At 53.1% G+C, this 18,234-nt stretch carries 15 protein-coding genes; 13 read left to right on the top strand and 2 right to left on the bottom strand.

The features are described 5' to 3' along the window. The first annotated feature begins 49 nt into the window (after positions 1–49). From WKI47_RS24785 to WKI47_RS24775, 3 genes are all read left to right on the top strand, one after another. The gene (locus WKI47_RS24785) at positions 50–886 is read left to right on the top strand and encodes a sugar phosphate isomerase/epimerase family protein (RefSeq protein WP_340229888.1); all 837 of its coding nucleotides are present in this window, start codon (positions 50–52) and stop codon (positions 884–886) included. Positions 887–1,393: 507 nt separating this feature from the next. Further along, positions 1,394–3,349 carry an ATP-dependent DNA helicase gene (locus WKI47_RS24780; protein ID WP_425355509.1) on the top strand — a complete coding sequence of 652 codons (1,956 nt, stop codon included), beginning with the start codon at positions 1,394–1,396 and terminating at the stop codon, positions 3,347–3,349. After that, positions 3,349–3,645 carry a DUF6509 family protein gene (locus tag WKI47_RS24775; protein WP_340229886.1) on the top strand — a complete coding sequence of 99 codons (297 nt, stop codon included), beginning with the start codon at positions 3,349–3,351 and terminating at the stop codon, positions 3,643–3,645. Before WKI47_RS24780 ends, WKI47_RS24775 begins: the two co-directional genes overlap by 1 nt. 93 nt (positions 3,646–3,738) lie before the next feature. Here WKI47_RS24775 and WKI47_RS24770 read toward each other — a convergent pair whose 3' ends face one another. Beyond that, a complete protein-coding gene (locus WKI47_RS24770; RefSeq protein WP_340229885.1) occupies positions 3,739–4,461 on the bottom strand; it encodes a hypothetical protein in 723 nt (240 codons plus the stop codon). A 216-nt stretch (positions 4,462–4,677) separates the two neighbouring features. Between WKI47_RS24770 and WKI47_RS24765 the strand changes: the two genes are divergently transcribed. The 10 genes from WKI47_RS24765 (at position 4,678) to WKI47_RS24720 (ending at position 16,539) form a co-directional block, all read left to right on the top strand. Further along, positions 4,678–5,748: a diguanylate cyclase gene (locus WKI47_RS24765; RefSeq protein ID WP_340229884.1), complete on the top strand. Its 1,071-nt coding sequence runs from the start codon at positions 4,678–4,680 to the stop codon at positions 5,746–5,748. A gap of 155 nt (positions 5,749–5,903) precedes the next feature. Further along, on the top strand, positions 5,904–8,306 hold the full coding sequence (locus tag WKI47_RS24760) for an ABC transporter ATP-binding protein/permease (protein WP_340229883.1): 2,403 nt from the start codon (positions 5,904–5,906) through the stop codon (positions 8,304–8,306). Between the two features lie 690 nt (positions 8,307–8,996). Continuing rightward, entirely contained in the window at positions 8,997–9,479 is a 483-nt protein-coding gene (locus tag WKI47_RS24755) for a MarR family transcriptional regulator (RefSeq protein WP_340229882.1), read from the top strand. 99 nt (positions 9,480–9,578) lie between these two features. After that, positions 9,579–10,523, top strand: coding sequence for a ring-cleaving dioxygenase (locus tag WKI47_RS24750; protein ID WP_340229881.1), 945 nt, complete (start codon positions 9,579–9,581; stop codon positions 10,521–10,523). A gap of 27 nt (positions 10,524–10,550) precedes the next feature. After that, the gene (locus tag WKI47_RS24745; protein ID WP_340229880.1) at positions 10,551–11,162 is read left to right on the top strand and encodes an alpha/beta hydrolase; all 612 of its coding nucleotides are present in this window, start codon (positions 10,551–10,553) and stop codon (positions 11,160–11,162) included. A gap of 160 nt (positions 11,163–11,322) precedes the next feature. Further along, the gene (locus WKI47_RS24740) at positions 11,323–11,931 is read left to right on the top strand and encodes an SUKH-4 family immunity protein (RefSeq protein WP_340229879.1); all 609 of its coding nucleotides are present in this window, start codon (positions 11,323–11,325) and stop codon (positions 11,929–11,931) included. A gap of 39 nt (positions 11,932–11,970) precedes the next feature. Next, positions 11,971–13,347, top strand: a complete 1,377-nt coding sequence (locus WKI47_RS24735; protein WP_340229878.1) for a M20/M25/M40 family metallo-hydrolase — start codon at positions 11,971–11,973, stop codon at positions 13,345–13,347. A 41-nt stretch (positions 13,348–13,388) separates the two neighbouring features. Continuing rightward, the gene (locus WKI47_RS24730; protein WP_340229877.1) at positions 13,389–14,180 is read left to right on the top strand and encodes a sulfite exporter TauE/SafE family protein; all 792 of its coding nucleotides are present in this window, start codon (positions 13,389–13,391) and stop codon (positions 14,178–14,180) included. A 31-nt stretch (positions 14,181–14,211) separates the two neighbouring features. Further along, entirely contained in the window at positions 14,212–15,423 is a 1,212-nt protein-coding gene (locus WKI47_RS24725) for a winged helix-turn-helix domain-containing protein (RefSeq protein WP_340229876.1), read from the top strand. A 120-nt stretch (positions 15,424–15,543) separates the two neighbouring features. After that, positions 15,544–16,539: an iron-hydroxamate ABC transporter substrate-binding protein gene (locus WKI47_RS24720; protein WP_340229875.1), complete on the top strand. Its 996-nt coding sequence runs from the start codon at positions 15,544–15,546 to the stop codon at positions 16,537–16,539. Positions 16,540–16,651: 112 nt separating this feature from the next. Here the strand turns inward: WKI47_RS24720 and WKI47_RS24715 are convergent, their stop codons facing one another. Next, positions 16,652–18,112 carry a M20 family metallopeptidase gene (locus WKI47_RS24715; RefSeq protein ID WP_340229874.1) on the bottom strand — a complete coding sequence of 487 codons (1,461 nt, stop codon included), beginning with the start codon at positions 18,110–18,112 and terminating at the stop codon, positions 16,652–16,654. Positions 18,113–18,234 lie beyond the last annotated feature (122 nt).

Below are 18,234 nucleotides of genomic sequence, written 5' to 3'. Positions count from 1 at the left end.
AAACGTCGCCGTTTGCGCTGCGATCATTTGCCATACATAGGAGGAACTCATGCTAAAAGGACTGACGCGTGCCGGATTGGGGACAATCGGGAGTGACGAGCAATTTTTGAAATTGGCGTCCGACGCCGGATTTGACAGTGTGGATCTGAGCGCCAGAGCATTGATCGAGCAATATGGGGAACAGGGCGCGATTGAGCTTTTGCAACGGTATAACCTTCGTCTCGGTTCTATCGATCTGCCTGTGGAATGGCGTGCGGATGAAGAAGCGTTTCTTGCGGGACTTCCTGCATTAACAGAAGCCGCCGCTGCCGCGCGCAAGCTGGGCTGCACGCGCTGCTGTACGTACGTGCTGCCTTCCACCGACCAAAAGTCCGCTCACTTTATGGCGTTGGCCACACGCAGACTTCGACTCTGTGCACAAATTCTGGGCGCTTACGGCATCCGGCTCGGCTTGGAATTCGTCGGCCCCCATCATCTTCGCACCGCCTGGAAGCACCCGTTTATCTGGACGATGCAGGAGACGCTGGATTGGATCGACGCGATCGGCGAGCCAAACGTCGGCTTGCTGCTGGATGCGTACCACTGGCACACCAACAGTCTGACCGTAGCCGATCTCGAAAACCTAAAGCCCCACCAGATCGTCCACGTCCATCTCAACGACGCCAAAGACCTCCCTGTCGAGCAGATTCTGGACAACGATCGCATCTACCCGGGCGAAGGCATCATCGACCTGCCCGGTTTTCTCTCGGCGCTGCATCGAATCGGCTACGCCGATTTCGTAAGCCAAGAAATCCTGACTCCTTCGACGCCGACAGAAAGCCCGGAAGAACTGGTGCAGCGCTCTAAAAACGGATACGAAAAAGTGTTCGCCGCTGCCGGGTTGTAAAGGAGTACGGTTCAAACTCCGCTTAGCGGTCCGTAGCGGATGAAGGTACGTTACTCTTAGCCGAAATGCACGATAAACGCACGATTTGAACGGTTGCCGAACACGAGTATGGAGCAGCGCATATGCAAAGCCGTTCAATCCTGCATATGCGCAACAATCCAGTACATTCAAACAATGCCCTTGCTTTTATTATATCCCCTAAAAAAAGAAACTCCTCCATCTTTTCGGGAACAGAATGTTCCCCGGAAGCTCTAGGCGGAGGGAGAAATTCGATTGAGGAAGCCTTTGAACTCGGAAAACACAAATAAAAACTTCAATCCATTTTCCGAGTGAAACAGCGCCCGAAACGAATTTCTCCCGCAGCCGCCCCAGCTTCCCCCACGAACAGCTCCTCCCCGATTTAAAAGAAGAGTTTCTTTCCCCCTCGCCAAAATGACAGTTTCCGGTTATAATGACGGGTGGCCCGATTGGCAACCGTTTGACAATCTCGCCAAATCCGCAAGATCAATGGAGGCTATCACCGCTTTGACCACTACTTATCCATTTACGTTCGACCCCGCGGCCCCTTTTTTGGACCAGGCTTCTGATTGGATCGCGGACGTCTTTTACGATATTTTGCCCGAAGCCGGCTTTGAGACGCGCGACGAGCAGATTTTCATGGCGTTCCAGTTGGAGCGCGCTTATAAAGAAAAGAAAACGATTTTTGCCGAAGCCGGAGTAGGAACAGGCAAGACGCTCGTCTACCTGCTGTACGCTTCGCTATACGCACGTTATACCCGCAAACCGGCCGTGATCGCTTGCGCCGACGAGTCGCTGATCGAGCAGCTCGTCAAGCCGGAAGGCGATATCGCCAAGATTGCCCGCCATCTGGATTTGAATATCGACGTGCGGCTCGGCAAATCGCAAGATCAATATTTGTGTTTGAATAAACTCGAAGAAGTACGCGGACCGGGCAGCGAAAACGAAGTGTTCCAAACCATTTACGAGGACCTGCCGCCTTTCGTGCATTTCCCGGATACGCTTCAAGCGTTTTATCCGTACGGCAGCCGCAAAGACTACCCGGAATTGGACGACAAACAGTGGAACAAAGTCGGCTGGGACGTGTTTCAGGACTGCCTGATCTGTCCGCGTCGCCATCGCTGCGGTCAGACGCTGTCGCGCGATCATTATCGCAAAGCCACAGACCTGATCGTATGCTCGCATGACTTTTATATGGAGCATGTCTGGACGTATGAAGCGCGTAAGCGCGAAGGCCAGCTTCCGTTGCTGCCCGAGCATAGCTCGGTCGTGTTCGACGAAGGCCATCTGCTGGAGACTGCCGCGCAAAGCGCTTTGACGTATAAGCTCAAGCATTCGGCGTTCGAGTCGATCGTGACGCGTTTGCTGGAAGGCGAGGTTCGCGAATCGTTGGCGTTATCCGTCGAGCACGCGATTGAGCGCAGCGATGATCTGTTCGAGTCGCTTCATCGCTACAGCACGCCGGTTCCGGCATCCGAGCGTAACGAGCTTGAACTTTCCGCCGAGCTGATGAAAAGGATCAACGCGTTCCGCTCGGCAATCGACGCGATCGAAGAAGAGATTGTGTTCGAGAGCGGCATGTTCAGTCTCGACGAATATCAACTGCGTATCGTGGAAGAGCATCTGGAGATGATCCAGACGGCACTGATGCTGTTCGCCAACCCGCGCGAGCTGATCTGCTGGACACAGAACGACCAGGGCGATATGACGCTTGTGCTAATGCCGAAAAAGGTGAAAGAGATTTTGAATGAACGCGTGTTTTCGAAAAAGATGCCGATCATTTTCTCTTCCGCAACCTTGTCAGCCGACGAGTCGTTCGATTATATCGCAGATAGCCTTGGAGTCAGCGAGTACCAGTCGTTTTCCGTTGCTTCGCCGTATGATTACGAGGAGAGCATGAAAGCCGGCTTGAGTACGGAAACGTCGATCGCGCTCAAGGCGGATTATGTGCTTCGTGCTTTGGAACGCCGCGAAGGCGGCATGCTGCTGCTGTTCCCGTCTCGCGAATCGATGGAAGCTTTCCGTTTCGAAGCCGACTCGCGTTTGGAGTTCGCAGACTTCCCGATGTTGTACGAAGGCGATGCCGAAATCAGCCGTCTGATCTCGGAATTCCAGAACGGCAAGCTTGTGAATCTTTGTGCCGTTACCCTCTGGGAAGGGCTTGACGTACCCGGCGATTCACTCAATCACGTCGTCGTCTGGGAACTTCCTTTCCCGCCAAACGATCCGGTCTTCGCTGCCAAACGCCGGGAGTCCGCCGATCCGTTCGGCGAAGTCGATATGCCATACATGCTGCTGAGATTGCGCCAGGGTATCGGCCGCCTGATCCGTACCAGCGGGGATCGCGGACGCGTCGATATTTTCGGTGAAGCACTACATCAACAGGACGTGCGCGAACGAGTAGGCAGCTTACTGCCAGCCAGCGCCGCAAAGGAGAATGAATAATGGAATTTACAGCCTATACCGTAGAAAAAATTCGCGACGCTTTCGGCATCGTGCAGGGAGAGCGCTACGAGTTCGTGCTTGAATTCGAAGTGGACGAGGAAGACGAGTTGTACACACCGCAAGGATTGCTGTTACGCGTTATCTACGGTGTGAACGGCGAAGACAAGAAAATCGTGAAGCATGAGATTATCGAGCGAGGCACGCAAAAAGTGTTGGAGTTCGATCTTGAGGATGACGAACTGGAAGAAACCGCGGCGTTTTGCGCGGCGCATTACAACGAAAGCGAAGAAGCCTAAAAATAAAATTTCCAATTCATGCACAAGTGCCTCCGCAATCTTTTCCAAAGAAAAGATTGCGGAGGCACTTGAGCGTCAAAAACGTTTCTGCTGCTACTGATCGACGTCCTCGTCCGGATCGTCTTCGAGTTCCAAAGTCAAAAGGCTGACGTCATCTTCGAAAGCCCAATCCAGAAAAGCATTTTTCATTTTTTTACCCAATAATTCTTTAATCGGCAATCCTTCGATGAAGCGTTCAAGTTCAAGCTCGCGTTTGGCAAGACGAAGTTCATTGTTGAATCCTTTTTTGACAAGACGTTTTTCCAGACTGATCAGCAGCCCGGTTCGAACGATCAACAGCAAATCGCCTTCCATACGGAAAGACTCGATCGAGATCGGGGGGTTTTGCACTTTTTCGGTGATGGTTTCGACATGCTGATGCAGATCGGCTTTGCCGGCGTACAGATCTTCGTGGGCTTTTTCGATTTCGGGATGCAAAAAAACGGCGATCATCGCGGTATCCGTTTGAATTTTCCAGTCCATATAGGCAAAAGAAATGGTTTGGTTCGAAGCAGCTTCGATTTTGGGGCGCAAAGACGGATAGATAAACTGTTTCAATAAAATGTAGATATGCGCATATCGTTCATCAGGATCTTCGGGCAATCGGGAATCATGCGCATCAGTCAAACCGCGGTAAATAAAAACGAAGCAGCGCGGGTCGGTCACGATATCGATCGAATCCGCAGGTTTGCCGAATTGGCTTTTTAACAGAACATTGGAATAGCTTGTCAGCGATTGCGCGGTTTGGGCAGATTGGGTTGTGTCTACGTTCGGCATAGGCAATTCTCCTTGTCGTCAAGAAATAAAAGAATGGTGATTTTTAACATATTGGGAGTATCGAAAGTCCTCTTAACGTCCCATTAAACGAAAACTGGCAAGTTTCAATCCAAACGAGTAAACTTTGTCGATATTCATTCATAAATCGTTTTTGATTTCCGATACTAATAAATAAAGAAAGCTTTTATTTGCAACCGTGCAAGGAGAGGAAACAAGATGATTCGCGACCTTTTTATCAACTTCTGCTTGCTGTCTACGTTTTTGTTTTTTGGAGACATGGCGCATAACTTTCTGCGTACCCGCTTCAAGATGAAGCCCTGGATGCTCAACGCGGTGAGCGGAATAGGGTTAGGTTTATTCGGCATTGTCCAGATGTGGTTCACGTTTGCGCTTCCCAACGGCATTTTGCTGGATTTCCGGCAGCTATCGATCATGGTGGCGGCGGGCGTGGGAGGACCTTTGGCAGCACTGCTCGCATCCGTCATTATCGGAATCGGAAGATTGGCGATTGCCGAAACGATCAATTCGGCTTCGTTGATCGGATTGTTGGCGGCGCTGCTTACGTTTGCCACGATCGCTCCCGCTTTTTGGATCCGCAGCATCAAAGATTCGTTCAAGCGGATCTGGATCTTCGCTTCGCTGTCCACGACGGTGCTTGCTCTGGCGCTGTTGCTTTATCGGTTGGGTACGGCAGGAATTCCGCTGATCTTGTTGTTGAGTGGGGTTCAGGCGATCGCTTGTTTATTTACCTACCATATGATGCGCTATTTACGTACCACGCGCGAGATTCAAGATGCTTTAAAGCAAGACATAGAACACGATTTCCTCACGGGACTGTACAATTCACGCGGATTCGAATCCAGATATCGACTTGCTGCGGCTTCCGGAAGTCCTTTCGCTCTTCTGCTGTTGGATATCGATCATTTTAAAAAAGTAAACGATACGTACGGCCATCCGGCTGGAGACGCGGTACTGGAGCAACTGGGCAAGTTAATCCGCGAATCGGTCCGCAAAACGGGGTGCGGCTCCCGTAAAGGCGGCGAAGAATTTGCTGTTATTTTGCGTCCTTGCGATATGAGGCGGGCTGTCGAAGCTGCTGACAGGATGCGTGCGTTAATTGAGCAAACGCCTTTCGTTTTGCCGGACGGACGCATTATTCATATTACCGTGTCTGTCGGCATTGGATTGCATCCGCATTTTTCCGAAAGCGAGCTTGTCGAACAAACGGACCGCGCGCTGTATCGGGCCAAGCAGGAAGGACGCAATCGCGGTGTTTTGGCGGGGTAGATCGAGCTTCTGTTGCAGAAGCTCTTTTTTTGTTGCAAATTTGTCCGAAAAAAGGCGGGAGATGCTCGACGCGTTGGAACATGCTACGATGAAACGAAGGGTAATGTTAACGAGATTGCCAAAATGGATGCAGGATCGGGAAAGGATGATTTGTCATGCTTCAACTCCAACAAATCTCCAAAAGGTACACGACTGGAGACTTTACGCAAACGGCGCTCGATGGCGTCAGTTTGTCGTTTCGCAAAAGTGAATTTGTCGCCATACTCGGTCCAAGCGGTTCGGGGAAAACGACCTGCCTCAATCTGATCGGGGGCTTGGATCGCTACGGCGAAGGGGATCTGTTCATCAACGGGCAATCGACCAAATGCTTCAAAGACCGGGACTGGGACGCATATCGCAATAACAGTGTCGGCTTTGTTTTTCAAAGTTATAATCTGATCTCCCATATGAGCATCGTCGGCAACGTGGAGATGGGCATGACGCTCAGCGGTGTCAACGCATCGGTACGTCGCCGCAAAGCGGAGGAGGTCCTGGAACGGGTTGGCTTGAAAGACCATATGCATAAAAAGCCGGGGCAGCTTTCGGGCGGTCAGATGCAGCGCGTCGCTATCGCCCGGGCGCTCGCCAACGACCCGGATATCATTCTCGCGGACGAGCCGACGGGTGCTTTGGATACGGGGACGAGCGCCCAGATCATGGATCTTATTCGCGAGATTGCAGGAGATAAGCTGGTCATTATGGTTACGCATAATCCCGAGTTGGCTGAACGTTACGCAGACCGAATCGTGCAGTTCCGCGACGGTCGGGTAGTCTCGGATAGCCGTCCGCTGGAACAGGTGGAAGCCTGGCCGGAATATAAGTTGAAAAAGACCGCGATGAGCTATCTGACCGCGCTCAAGCTCTCGGGACGCAATATCGCAACGAAAAAATGGCGTACGGCGTTAACGGCTTTTGCGTCCAGTATCGGAATCATCGGGATTGCATTGATCTTGTCGCTCTCCAACGGCTTCGATAAGCAAATCAGTAAGTATGAGTCCGGTGCTTTGTCGAATTTCCCGGTTACGATCAGCCGCACCGCAGCGAATATCGACTTCACCGAGCCGCCGCCTGGCACACCCGGCGGGGCAGAGGTCGAACTTCCGGAATTTCCGCAGGAACCCGAAGTCTACCCTTACGATCCGACGCTGAATACGGTGCTGCATGCCAATACGATCACCGAAGCTTATTTGGATTATTTGAAGCAGATCGATCCGGCCTTACTCGACGCGGTCGCTTATGCGCGCGAGGCCAATCTGAATATACTGAAGCAGGCAGCGGACGGAAGCGTAACGGATGTTGATTTAGCCGAAGCCGGCTTTACCGCCTATCCGTCCAAGCCTGCGAGCGTATCCGGCAGTTACTTGGAGCAGGTCTACGATTTGCTCCAAGGTGAATTTCCTTCCAAGCCTACGGAGCTGGTCATGGTTGTCGACGAATACAATCGGATCGATACCGCCGCCTTGGAAGCACTGGGCTTCGATTACGATGCCGAATCTGTCGACTTTAGCGAGATCGTCGGCCAGACCTTTAAGCTGATTCCCAATAATCTGTTTTACCCAAGCAAGGGAAGCGGTCTGTTCGAACGTCCGGGTGCATCGGATTTGAACGGCATTTACAACGATCCGCAGTCTATTACGCTAACCGTGTCAGGCATCATCCGGGAAAAGCAGGATTCGCCGATGTCCACCATGGATGCGGGGATCGCGTATTCGGATGAATTGACTGAGCAATTCATTGCGCAAGCGCAAAGCTCTGACGTCGTTCAGGCTCAAAAGTCCAGCCCAACCTTGAATGTAGTGAGTGGACAAGCTTTCAGCCGGACCAGCTTGTTTTCCTCATTCGGGGGAATGAACTTTGGGCCTCCGGGAATGGGGGGATCTTCGACAAGCAGCGCGATTGATCCCGCAGATGCAACCACGCAGCAGCAAGCGTTGTCTGCACTCGGCGCTTCTGCCCAACCTGCATCCATCTCGCTGTATCCAAAAGACTTTAATGCCAAAGAGGATTTAACCGCCTATCTGGATGATTGGAACGCAGGCAAGGAAACGGAGGATCAGGTCGTCTACACCGATCTTGCCGCGACCGTAACCAGCCTTTCCAGCGGAATCATGAACGGCATCACGATCGTCCTGATTGCTTTCGCATCCATCTCCTTATTCGTATCCCTTATCATGATCGGCATCATCACCTATATTTCGGTGCTGGAGCGAACCAAAGAAATCGGCGTGCTTCGGGCGTTGGGCGCACGGAAAAAAGACATCACGCGCGTATTCAACGCCGAGACTTTTATCATCGGAGCCGCATCCGGGCTTCTCGGCATCACGATTGCGTATCTATTGACGCTCCCGATCAATGCCGTCCTGAAGTCGATGACCGACCTGTCCGGCGTAGCGGTGCTCAATCCGTTACATGCGCTGGCACTCGTCGTGCTGAGCGTAGCCTTGACCATGCTCGGCGGATTTATCCCGGCCAAATTCGCTTCCCGCAAAGATCCCGTAGCCGCCTTGCGCAGCGAGTAAAAGCTTATTCGTTCCGTGTCGATCCAACGTTTCACCCACGCGCCCTTTGGGGAAATGGCAGTATAGCAAGTCGGCTCGTTCGACTCATCCCATTTCCCAAGTAGGAGGCCAAACACCATGAGAAAAATCATGCGCACCATCGGAACCATCGCCGCCGTAGTCACCACCGCTAAACAAGTCTTCAACCTTGTTCAGAGTTTGCGCAAAAGACGTTAACCTTTTTCCGAGAAAGTTACGTGGGTGCGGGAAGCGAGAAGACTGCGGGAGAAATTGCCAGCATACGCTTCCGAAGTGCATTTCTTCGAAATGCTTCACAATCCGCTGTCTCACTCGGAAAATGGATTGGATTTAACTAAGGAATTTTCCGAGTTCAAAGGCGTCTTTCACTGAATTTCTCTCTCCGTCTTCTCGCTTCCAGTTTCAGTTGCGCCAGAATTTCTGAATATTTAGAATTTTTTAAAAAGCTTTTAACGCATTGGAACTTGTTCTTCCTGGCGAGAGATCCAAACGAATTACTCCCGCAGCGCCCGCCCTCAAGCTCCAAACGAACAGTATCCAAGCCCTTGTCAAAAGGGCTTTTTTTATTCTGAAAATGAAAGTGAAGACCTCTTGACATCATTGGGAAAATGATTTATCTTTAATTCAAGAGATTTGAATCAAAACAATATTCCATCAAGGAGGTGAGTTCAAATGACGGAAAATGAAGACAATGTGCAGACCAATCAACAGGAATTATCGACAGCCGAAGAAGCAGCTTCGCTCAAGCTTTTCGTCGTCCTCTCCAAAGCCTATAAGAACGTAATGGATCGAGCAGTCAAAGACATGAAGCGGCATGGCTTGTCGCCGTCCGAATTCACCATCCTTGAGGTGCTGTACAATAAAGGACGTTTTCCGCTTCAACAGATCGGCGAGAAAATCCTGATCACAAGCGGTAGCGTCACCTATAACATCGACAAGCTGGAGAAGCGCGAGCTGCTGCGGAGGGTACCGAGCCCAAGCGATCGCCGCGTGATCTACGCAGAGATTACGGATCAAGGCCGGGAGTTGTTTGATGCAATTTTCCCCGAGCATGCGGCAGAGGTTCATCGAATTATGAGCGGCTTGAGCGAAGAGGAGACCGAGATGGCTTCGATGTTGCTTAAGAAGCTGGGCAAAGGGGCGGAACGCGGATAGCGTTTCGCTTTACGGAAAAGAGAAGTCTTGTCTCACGCCTAATATCTTGAAGTTAAGAAATTTGAAAATAAACCATACGAATCAAAAGGAGAGATTATCATGAGTTTGCAAACCGCAGGCATCCACCATATCACCGCTTTCGCAGGAGATCCGCAAGCGAACGTCGATTTTTATGCAGGGGTATTAGGACTTCGCATGGTGAAAAAAACGATCAACTTTGACGCTCCTGATGTATATCATCTGTATTTTGGCAATGAAGAGGGTGCGCCGGGTACCGTTATTACGTTTTTCCCTTTCCCTGGAGCACGCAGAGGTCGGATTGGCGGCGGGCAGGTCGGTTTTACCACTTACGTCATTCCGCAAGGATCTTCGGCATTCTGGAAAGAGCGTCTGGACGGCTTCGGAATCTCGGTCGTCGAGGCTGATCGCTTCGGCGAACATTATCTGCAATTCAAAGACAACGAAGGCTTGCAGCTTGAGTTGGTTGAACGGACGGAAGGCGCCGCATCGACCTGGTCGTTCGCCGGCGTTCCTGCAGACATGGCGATCAAAGGCTTCGGCGGCGCGGTATTGTACAGCGTGAATCCGCAACGTACGGCTTTTGTCCTGGAATCGGTTATGGGCATGGAAAAAGTCGGCGAATTCGCAGGCTTTACCCGCTTCCGTGCAACAGGCGATTTGGGCAATCTGATCGACCTGCCGATGACGGCTGTTCCTCATGGCGCAGGCGGTGCGGGAACTGTGCATCATATCGCTTGGCGCGCTAAAGACTTCGAAGAACATGAAATGTGGCGCAGCGTTGTACACGGCGGCGGGTTCCAACCGACTCCGGTCATCGACCGTCAGTATTTCCATGCGGTATACTTCCGGGAGGAAGGCGGAATTTTGTTCGAGATCGCAACCGATCCTCCGGGCTTCGCCGTGGACGAGGAAATGGAAGCATTGGGCGAACAGTTGATGCTGCCCGCTTGGTACGAAGAGCGACGTCCGCAAATCGAAGCAGGCTTACTGCCGATTACCGTAAGAGATCCGAAAAACGTATAAATCGATCATTGAGAGGAGACGATCCCTATGCAACATATTTTCCAAAAAGGTACGAATGACGCTTTGCCCACGGTGGTTGTTTTTCATGGAACCGGCGGTACGGAGAGCGACTTGATCCCGCTGGCCGAGATGGTTGCGCCGGGCGCTTCGATTCTGTCGCTTCGCGGCAATGTATCCGAGAACGGAATGGCGCGTTTTTTCCGTCGATTGGCCGAAGGGGTATTTGACGAGGAGGACTTGGTCTTCCGCACAAACGAGATCCGCGATTTCCTGAACGAAGCGGCTGGGCAATACGGATTTGATGCTTCGAATCTGGTGGCGCTCGGCTACTCCAACGGGGCGAATATCGCGGCGAGCCTGATGTTCCATTTTCAAGGGGCGTTCAAAGGCGCGATGCTGCATCACCCGATGGTGCCGATGCGCGGGCTGAAACTGCCGGATATGAACGGTGTGCAGGTGTTTGTAGGTGCGGGCCGTAACGACGGTATGGTACCGGCTGCGAATACGGAGGAATTGATTGAACTGTTGGAAGGCGCCGGCGCCACGGTAAAAGCGAACTGGGAGCATTTTGGACACCAGTTGACGCGGACGGAAGCGGAAGGGGCACGCCGATGGTTTGGGGAACACTTCCTGGACTGAGAAATGTTGCGGGGCGGCGGAATAGGATCGCACAACATGAACTCATCTTTGGATGGGTTCTTTTTTTGTATGAAGGGAAAAGATTTTTGAAAGTCTTATGCCTTGCTGCTCGTTGGAACGGGAGGTAAACTGGAAAGAAAGCACAGAAAGGAACATGCGCATGAGTGAATCCAAGCCGGAACGTATCTTTTTTTCGCCGGATCAGTTGGAAAATTCGACGCTGCCCGAATCGGCTTTGAACCTGCTTCGCGAGGGTTTGCCGCAATCTGCGGAGATCGGGCATACGGCGGGTGTCCGTTTTGCGAATGATCTCCAATATGCGGTGGCCGAATCGAATAAGCCAAGTATCCGATGCTTTGCGATTGCTTATGTCTGGGAACGGACGTCGGAATATCTGGTGATCGAATCAGTCAGCGGCGAGATCCGAGCTTGCGGCCCCGGTGGTGAAAAAGACGTGTTCGTGAATACTGATCTGGGATCACTCCTGGATTGCTTGTCTAGGTATAGCCGGTTTCAACAGCGCCGTCCGTCAGCTCCCGAGCCTTCGATATGGAATGCGGAGCAGGCCCGGTTGAAGCTGGAAGCTTTTCGCCGCGGAGAGATTCGACCGAAAACGAAGGCTGACGAAGCGGCGCGTTCGGAGGCGGAAGACCGGCAAGAGTTGCAAGCGCTAAAAACCTTTTTACAGCAAAAAGATCCTGAATGCCTCAAACGCCGGGAAAGCTGGTGGAGCGCGGTGTTGGAGCAACTCGAAGACCGATTGGTTTAGACGGGGAAATAGACGCTATAGCGCAAAGGAGGAACTTTTTTGACTACATATGACTTTACGGAGATTGACGGCGAGATTGAGCAGGGCGAAGCCGAGTTTATCGAAATGCTGCAAAAGCTGCTTCGTCAAAAAAGTATCAGCCATACGGGCGAAGGCATGGAGGAATGTGCGGAAGCGGTACGTTTGCTGCTGGAACAGGAAGGCTTTCGCACCACGGTGTACCGCCCGGGCGCGTATCCGATCGTGTACGGAGAGATTGCGGCTTCCGGCCAAGCAACCGATGCGCCGACGGTGCTGCTGTACGGACATTACGACGTGATGCCGCCCGATCCGCTGAGCGAGTGGACATCCGATCCGTTCGAACCCCAAATCCGGGATGGCAAAATTTATGCGCGCGGAGCAGGCGATAACAAAGGACAGTTTTTGGCGCATATTTTGGCTGTTCGAAGTTATCTCAAGCTGCATGGCGGACTACCGATTAACCTCAAAATCTTGATCGAAGGCGAGGAGGAAACAGGCAGTCCTTCGCTGGCGGACTTCGTTGCGAACCATCGCGAACTGCTGAAAGCCGATCTGGTGTATACGTCCGACGGTCCCAAACATGCAAGCGGTGCGCCTGTGATCCTGCTGGGTGTTCGCGGCGCTTTGTCGGTGCGTGTGACGTCGAAAGGGGCGGCTTGGGACAATCATTCCGGCAATAAAGGGAATATCGTGCCGAACCCGGTCTGGCCTCTGGTCTCTTTGCTGCATGGCATGCGATCCGACGACGGTAAGGTGCAGGTGGAAGGGTTCTATGACGGCATCCCTCAGGTGAGCGAAGCCGATGCGGAAGCGCTGAGGCGTTTGCCGTTTGATCTGGACGATCTGAAAAGGCAGGTCGGGCATGACGGCATTCGGATGGACGGAGAAACGTATTACCGGCGCCTTTCGCTGGAGCCTACGTTCAACGTGTTCGGTCTGCATGCGGGAGGCCGGGACAAAGGGATCATTCCGGCTGTAGCCGAAGCTTATCTGGATGTCCGGCTGGTATCCGGTCAGGACCCGCTCGACATCTATACCAAGCTGGAACGCCATGTGAAAAAGCATGCGCCGGACATCGGTATTGAACGCATCATGTCCGTGCCGCCGTCCAAAACGCCGATCGATCTGCCGATCATTCGCAAAGTGATCCGGACCGTCACGGAAGCCTGCGCGCTGGAACCGGTCGTTCAGCCCGCGATGGGCGGCACGCTGCCGGATTACGTCTGGACTTCGGTGCTCGGCGCGCCGTCCGTGATCGTGCCTTACGCGCCGTACGACGAAGCCAACCATTCGCCCAACGAAAACACGGGCATTGCCGACTTTTTGGAAGGGATTCGCTGCACGTATCATTTGATTCGCCGTTTGGGAGAGTCGCTGGACGGGGAAAAAGAATAAGCGGAAGTTCACTATTTTAGCGATAAAGGAAAGGATTGTTCATGGAAATTATTATTCTAATCGCCGTCGGGATGCTGGCCTCGTTATGCGGCGCGATTGCGGGTCTTGGCGGCGGCTTTATCATGGTTCCTGTTTTGGCTCTGATGTATGTCATTCCGGTATCCGATATCTCCGGTACGTCGATGGCGGTATTGTTCGTCAGCGCTATCTCCAGCACGATCGCGTATGCCGGGCAAAAACGAATCGATTATCGGAGCGGCCTGGCTTTTGCGATCGCGATGATCCCGGGCTCGATTCTCGGCGCATGGACGACAGGCGTGGTGGAAAATCGGGTGTTTTTCGTATCGCTCGGCATTTTCCTGGTGCTCATGGCGATCTCGATCAACTTTAAGCCGAAAAAAAGCCGAGACGGATTTTTAAAACCGACCGTTAGCCGCAGTCTGCTCGACGCTTCCGGTATTACGCACGAGTATTCGTTTAATATGACGTTCGCGGCCGTAGTGGCCTTTTTCGTCGGATTTTTGTCCAGCCTGTTCGGGATCGGCGGCGGATCGGTCATGGTGCCAACCATGATTCTGTTCCTGGCTTTCCCGCCGCATATCGCGACCGCGACTTCCATGTTCTCGATCCTGCTGTCCGCATTCGTCGGAACCGTCTCCCATGCCGTACTGGGACACGTCATGTGGGACAAATTCATTTGGCTGGCTATCGGAGCGCTAGCAGGCGGCCAGATCGGCGCCCGCGTCGCTTCCAAAATCCCCGCACTGGCCGTCGTCCGCATACTATCCGTATGTTTGCTGATCGCAGCAGTCAGATTGATGTTCAAAGGCTAATTCAAGCTATGCAAAGAGAAGAGGCGAACCGATGGCACAGCAAGCGATTGAGTTGACCGTTGAACAGACCAGGCGCTTTTTATTCGATTATCACGGACTGTCGCATACCTTCGATGCGGCAGGCAAAGCAGGCATTCTGGATTATATCCGCCGGGTCGGCTGTATTCAGTTCGATCCGCTGAATGTCGTGGGTACCAACCCCGAGCTGGTGCTGCAATCGAGAATTTCGGATTTTGAGCGCAAGATGCTGTGGGAATTGCTGTATGAAGAACGGAGTCTGGTCGATTACTGGGACAAAAACATGGCAATCTTTCCGATGGAGGACTGGCCGTATTTCGAACGTCATCGCCGCAAGCACCAAGCCTGGTTCCAGTCCAATCCCGCGGCGGCGACAGCGGCATTGGACGAGATCGCGCAGCGCGGCCCTTTGTGTTCGGCGGATCTGCAATATAACGAAAAGGTCGACTGGGCATGGGGGCCAACCCGACTGTCTCGCGCGGCGTTGGAAGGTTCGTATTTCGCAGGCCGCTTGGTCGTGCATCATAAAACGTCCGGCCGCAAATACTATGAGCTGGCCGAGCGCATCGTGCCGAAAGAGCTTTACGGTCTGTCCGATCCTTTTTCCGACGATGCTGCTTATTATGAATGGTACCTCCTGCGCCGGATCGGCAGTGTAGGGTTGCTGTGGAACCGCCCGAGCGACGCGCTGCTGATGACAGGGATCAAAGCGCCGCAGCGACAGGCCGCATTTGCCGCACTGATTGATCGAAGTGAAATTACGGAGGTCGCGGTAAAGGGGCTGACTCATCCGCTGTATATTCGTTCCGGCGATATCCCGCTATTGGAAGCTTCCTTGTCGATTGGATCGGCGAAAGGAAATCTTGCGGAATCCAGTTCTGCTTCGATAAGAGCCTGCGTGTTGGCGCCGCTTGACAATTTGTTGTGGGATCGCAAACTGATTCGGGAATTGTTCGGTTTTGATTATCTGTGGGAAGTCTATAAACCGATAACGGAGCGCAGGTATGGCTATTACGTGCTCCCCGTAGCGGCCGACGGTCGATTCGTTGCGCGGTTCGAGCCGGAGAAGCAGCGAGGAACCGAACCGCTTGCGATCAAGCAATGGTGGTGGGAAGACGGCGAAGGGGACGACTCGGAAATTCGGGCGAGCGTGGAACGGGCGTTGCATCGATTTGCGGCTTCGCTTGGCACGACGTTCTCTGGAAAATTGCCGTCACCCGTGTGAATCCTATTTTTCGCTCCCTATATTGACATTCGTCTTTCCAGCACATACACTTCTTTTGGATATGATAACGGTTATCACTGTCCATACCAACAACATAGACTCCGGGGGGACATCTGAGCGATGAAAAAGAATACATACTGGGTAGCGGCGCTTTTGCTGTTATTCGTACTTGTGCTGAGCGCTTGCGGCAATGCGCAGACCGAACAAGGAGCAGCCACAGAACCGACAACCGAAGCCGCGGCAGGGAAAAGCACAGAGGCTGCAACGACAGAACCTGCGGCTACGGAAGAAACGTCATCGGGAACGGTTACTTATGAATCGGAAACGGGACCTGTGGAGATTCCGGCCAATCCGACACGCATCGTAGCGTTGACGAACGCGCCTAACGTGCTGTCGTTGGACGTTGCGCCGATCGGTGTCGATCAATGGACGGGAGAAAATCCGCTGTTCGCCGACAAACTGAAGGACGTTGCGGTCGTATCCGAAGAACAACCGGAAACGGTAGCCGCTTTGGCACCGGATCTGATTATTGCGGGATCGCATATGAAGAATCTGGATCAATTGAGCAAAATCGCGCCGACGGTCGTATACACATGGGGCAAGCTGAATTATCTGGACCAACAAGTCGAGATCGGCAAGCTGCTGGGCAAAGAAGACGAAGCGCAAGCCTGGGTAGACGATTTCACCAAAAGAGCGGCGGATGCCGGAGAAAAGATCAAAGCGAAATACGGCGACGACGTGACGGTATCCGTTATCGAAATCGACGGCAAAAGCGCATTCGTTATGGGCGACAGTTGGGCACGCGGCACGGAAATCGTGTATCAAGCGATGGGACTGAAGATGCCGGAGAAGGTAAAAGAAGCCGTATCGACAGAAGGTTATTATTCGTTGTCGCTCGAAGTGCTGCCGGAATATCTGGGCGATTTCGTACTGGTCAGTCGCAGGCTGGATGCAAGCAACGAGATTATCGGCTCCGAGGTCTGGAATCAGATTCCGGCTGTTAAAGAAGGGCATGTGATCGAGTTCGAATCGAGAGCGTCTTCGTATAGCGATCCGACGACGTTGGAGAACCTGCTTGGTATTTTTGAAAAAGGCTTCCTCGAAGATTCGAAGTAATCGGATTTTTGAATAAGCGAGTAGAATGGATAATGAAAAAGGCCCGGAGCGTACCGATTCGATTGGATCGAATCATACGCTTCGGGCCTTTTTTACGTGGATGGGTGTAGGATTAAGACGATACCGTCAAAGCTTCCCGCGCGGCCGCCGGATTTTGCGGTTGAGGAGGATGTACATCGTCCGGGATCGGGCAAACGTAAAATTCGCCCGCCAACTGAACGATCAGGTCCTGCTTGGCCGCAGTGATCAGCTCAGGATCAAGCAACGCTTCGATCGCGGTAGCGGCCATCGCTTTCGCGGCATACAGCATTGCTTTGTGCGCATGAGGGGATTGTCCTTGCGACACGGCTTGCCAGGAGTGACCGGGAGTGGCAAAAGCCCAGGTCGCGGTCGTGCACTGGATCGTAGGCACGAGCCAGCTCACGTCGCCGACGTCTGTCGAAGCGGACAGCGGCACGCTGCCGTCGATCAGCGGATCCAATTCCGGCAACAAAGGATTTTCCCGTAAAGCCGCTGCCTTTTCCCGACTCATCCGGCTGGCCGCGGATTGCTTGTCCGGTTCGGGAATCGAAGCGAAAATACGCCGCGCGAACGCGATATCTTCAGCGGAAGGCACAGGCGGCGTAATTTGTTCCATATGACGGTGCATGACGCGTTCCAGCGTCGGGTTCGGAATCAGATCGGACGTTGCTCCCGTTACGAAAAACTCCATTTTCGTCCCGCTCATCAGTGCCGCGCCCCGGGCCACGTCTTTCACCCGCTCGAACAATTCGCGTACCTGCGCCGACTTCGGAGCCCGGATCGAATACAGCACCTCCGCTTCAGACTGAACCACGTTCGGCGCGCTTCCGCCCGTATTCAGCACCGCATAATGGATACGCGCCTGATCGATCATATGCTCACGCATATAATTCACGCCGACGCTCATCAGCTCGACCGCATCCAGCGAACTTCGACCCAAATGCGGTTCCGCCGCGGCGTGCGTGCTTTTTCCTAAAAAGCGGAAACGTACCGTCGTCGTCGCCAGCGATGTCACCTGCATGATCGCATTGCTTGTGCCCGGATGCCAGGTGATGGCCGTATCCACGTCGTCGAACAGTCCTTTTCGCGCCATAAACGTTTTGCCCGCACCGCTTTCCTCGGCCGGACACCCGTAGAAACGTACCGTGCCCGGAACTTTGTTTGCCGTCATATAATCTTTGACCGTAACAGCCGCAGCCAATGCGCCCGTTCCGAGCAGATTATGTCCGCATCCATGTCCATGCCCGCCTGCCGCAACCGGATCGGACTCGTCCAGTCCCGCTTGCTGACTCAACCCCGCCAACGCGTCATACTCGCCAAGCAGCGCGATCACCGGCTTGCCGCTGCCGAAGCTGGCGACGAACGCCGTCTGAATCCCCGCCGACTGCCGCTCTACCGAAAAGCCTTCCTGCTCCAACACCCGACTGAGTAACTCCGCCGATTGAAACTCCTCATACCGGATCTCCGCGAATTCCCATACCCGATCGCTGGCGTCCGTGAACAATTTTTTTTTCCGTTCGACCAATTCCGATACCTTTTCCGCAAGACGCATATGCAACACCTACTTTCTCAAAAAAAGGGCGGCAGCCCGGTTGATACAAAAAATAAAGCGAGCGAAGCGCAGGCGGAGGGAGAAATTCAGTGAAAGACGCCTTTGAACCGGGAAACATTCTA

Source organism: Saccharibacillus sacchari (genome assembly GCF_037722395.1).
Taxonomy (GTDB): Bacteria; Bacillota; Bacilli; order Paenibacillales; family Paenibacillaceae; genus Saccharibacillus; species Saccharibacillus sacchari_A.
This window is presented reverse-complemented; position numbering and strand designations above follow the sequence as displayed.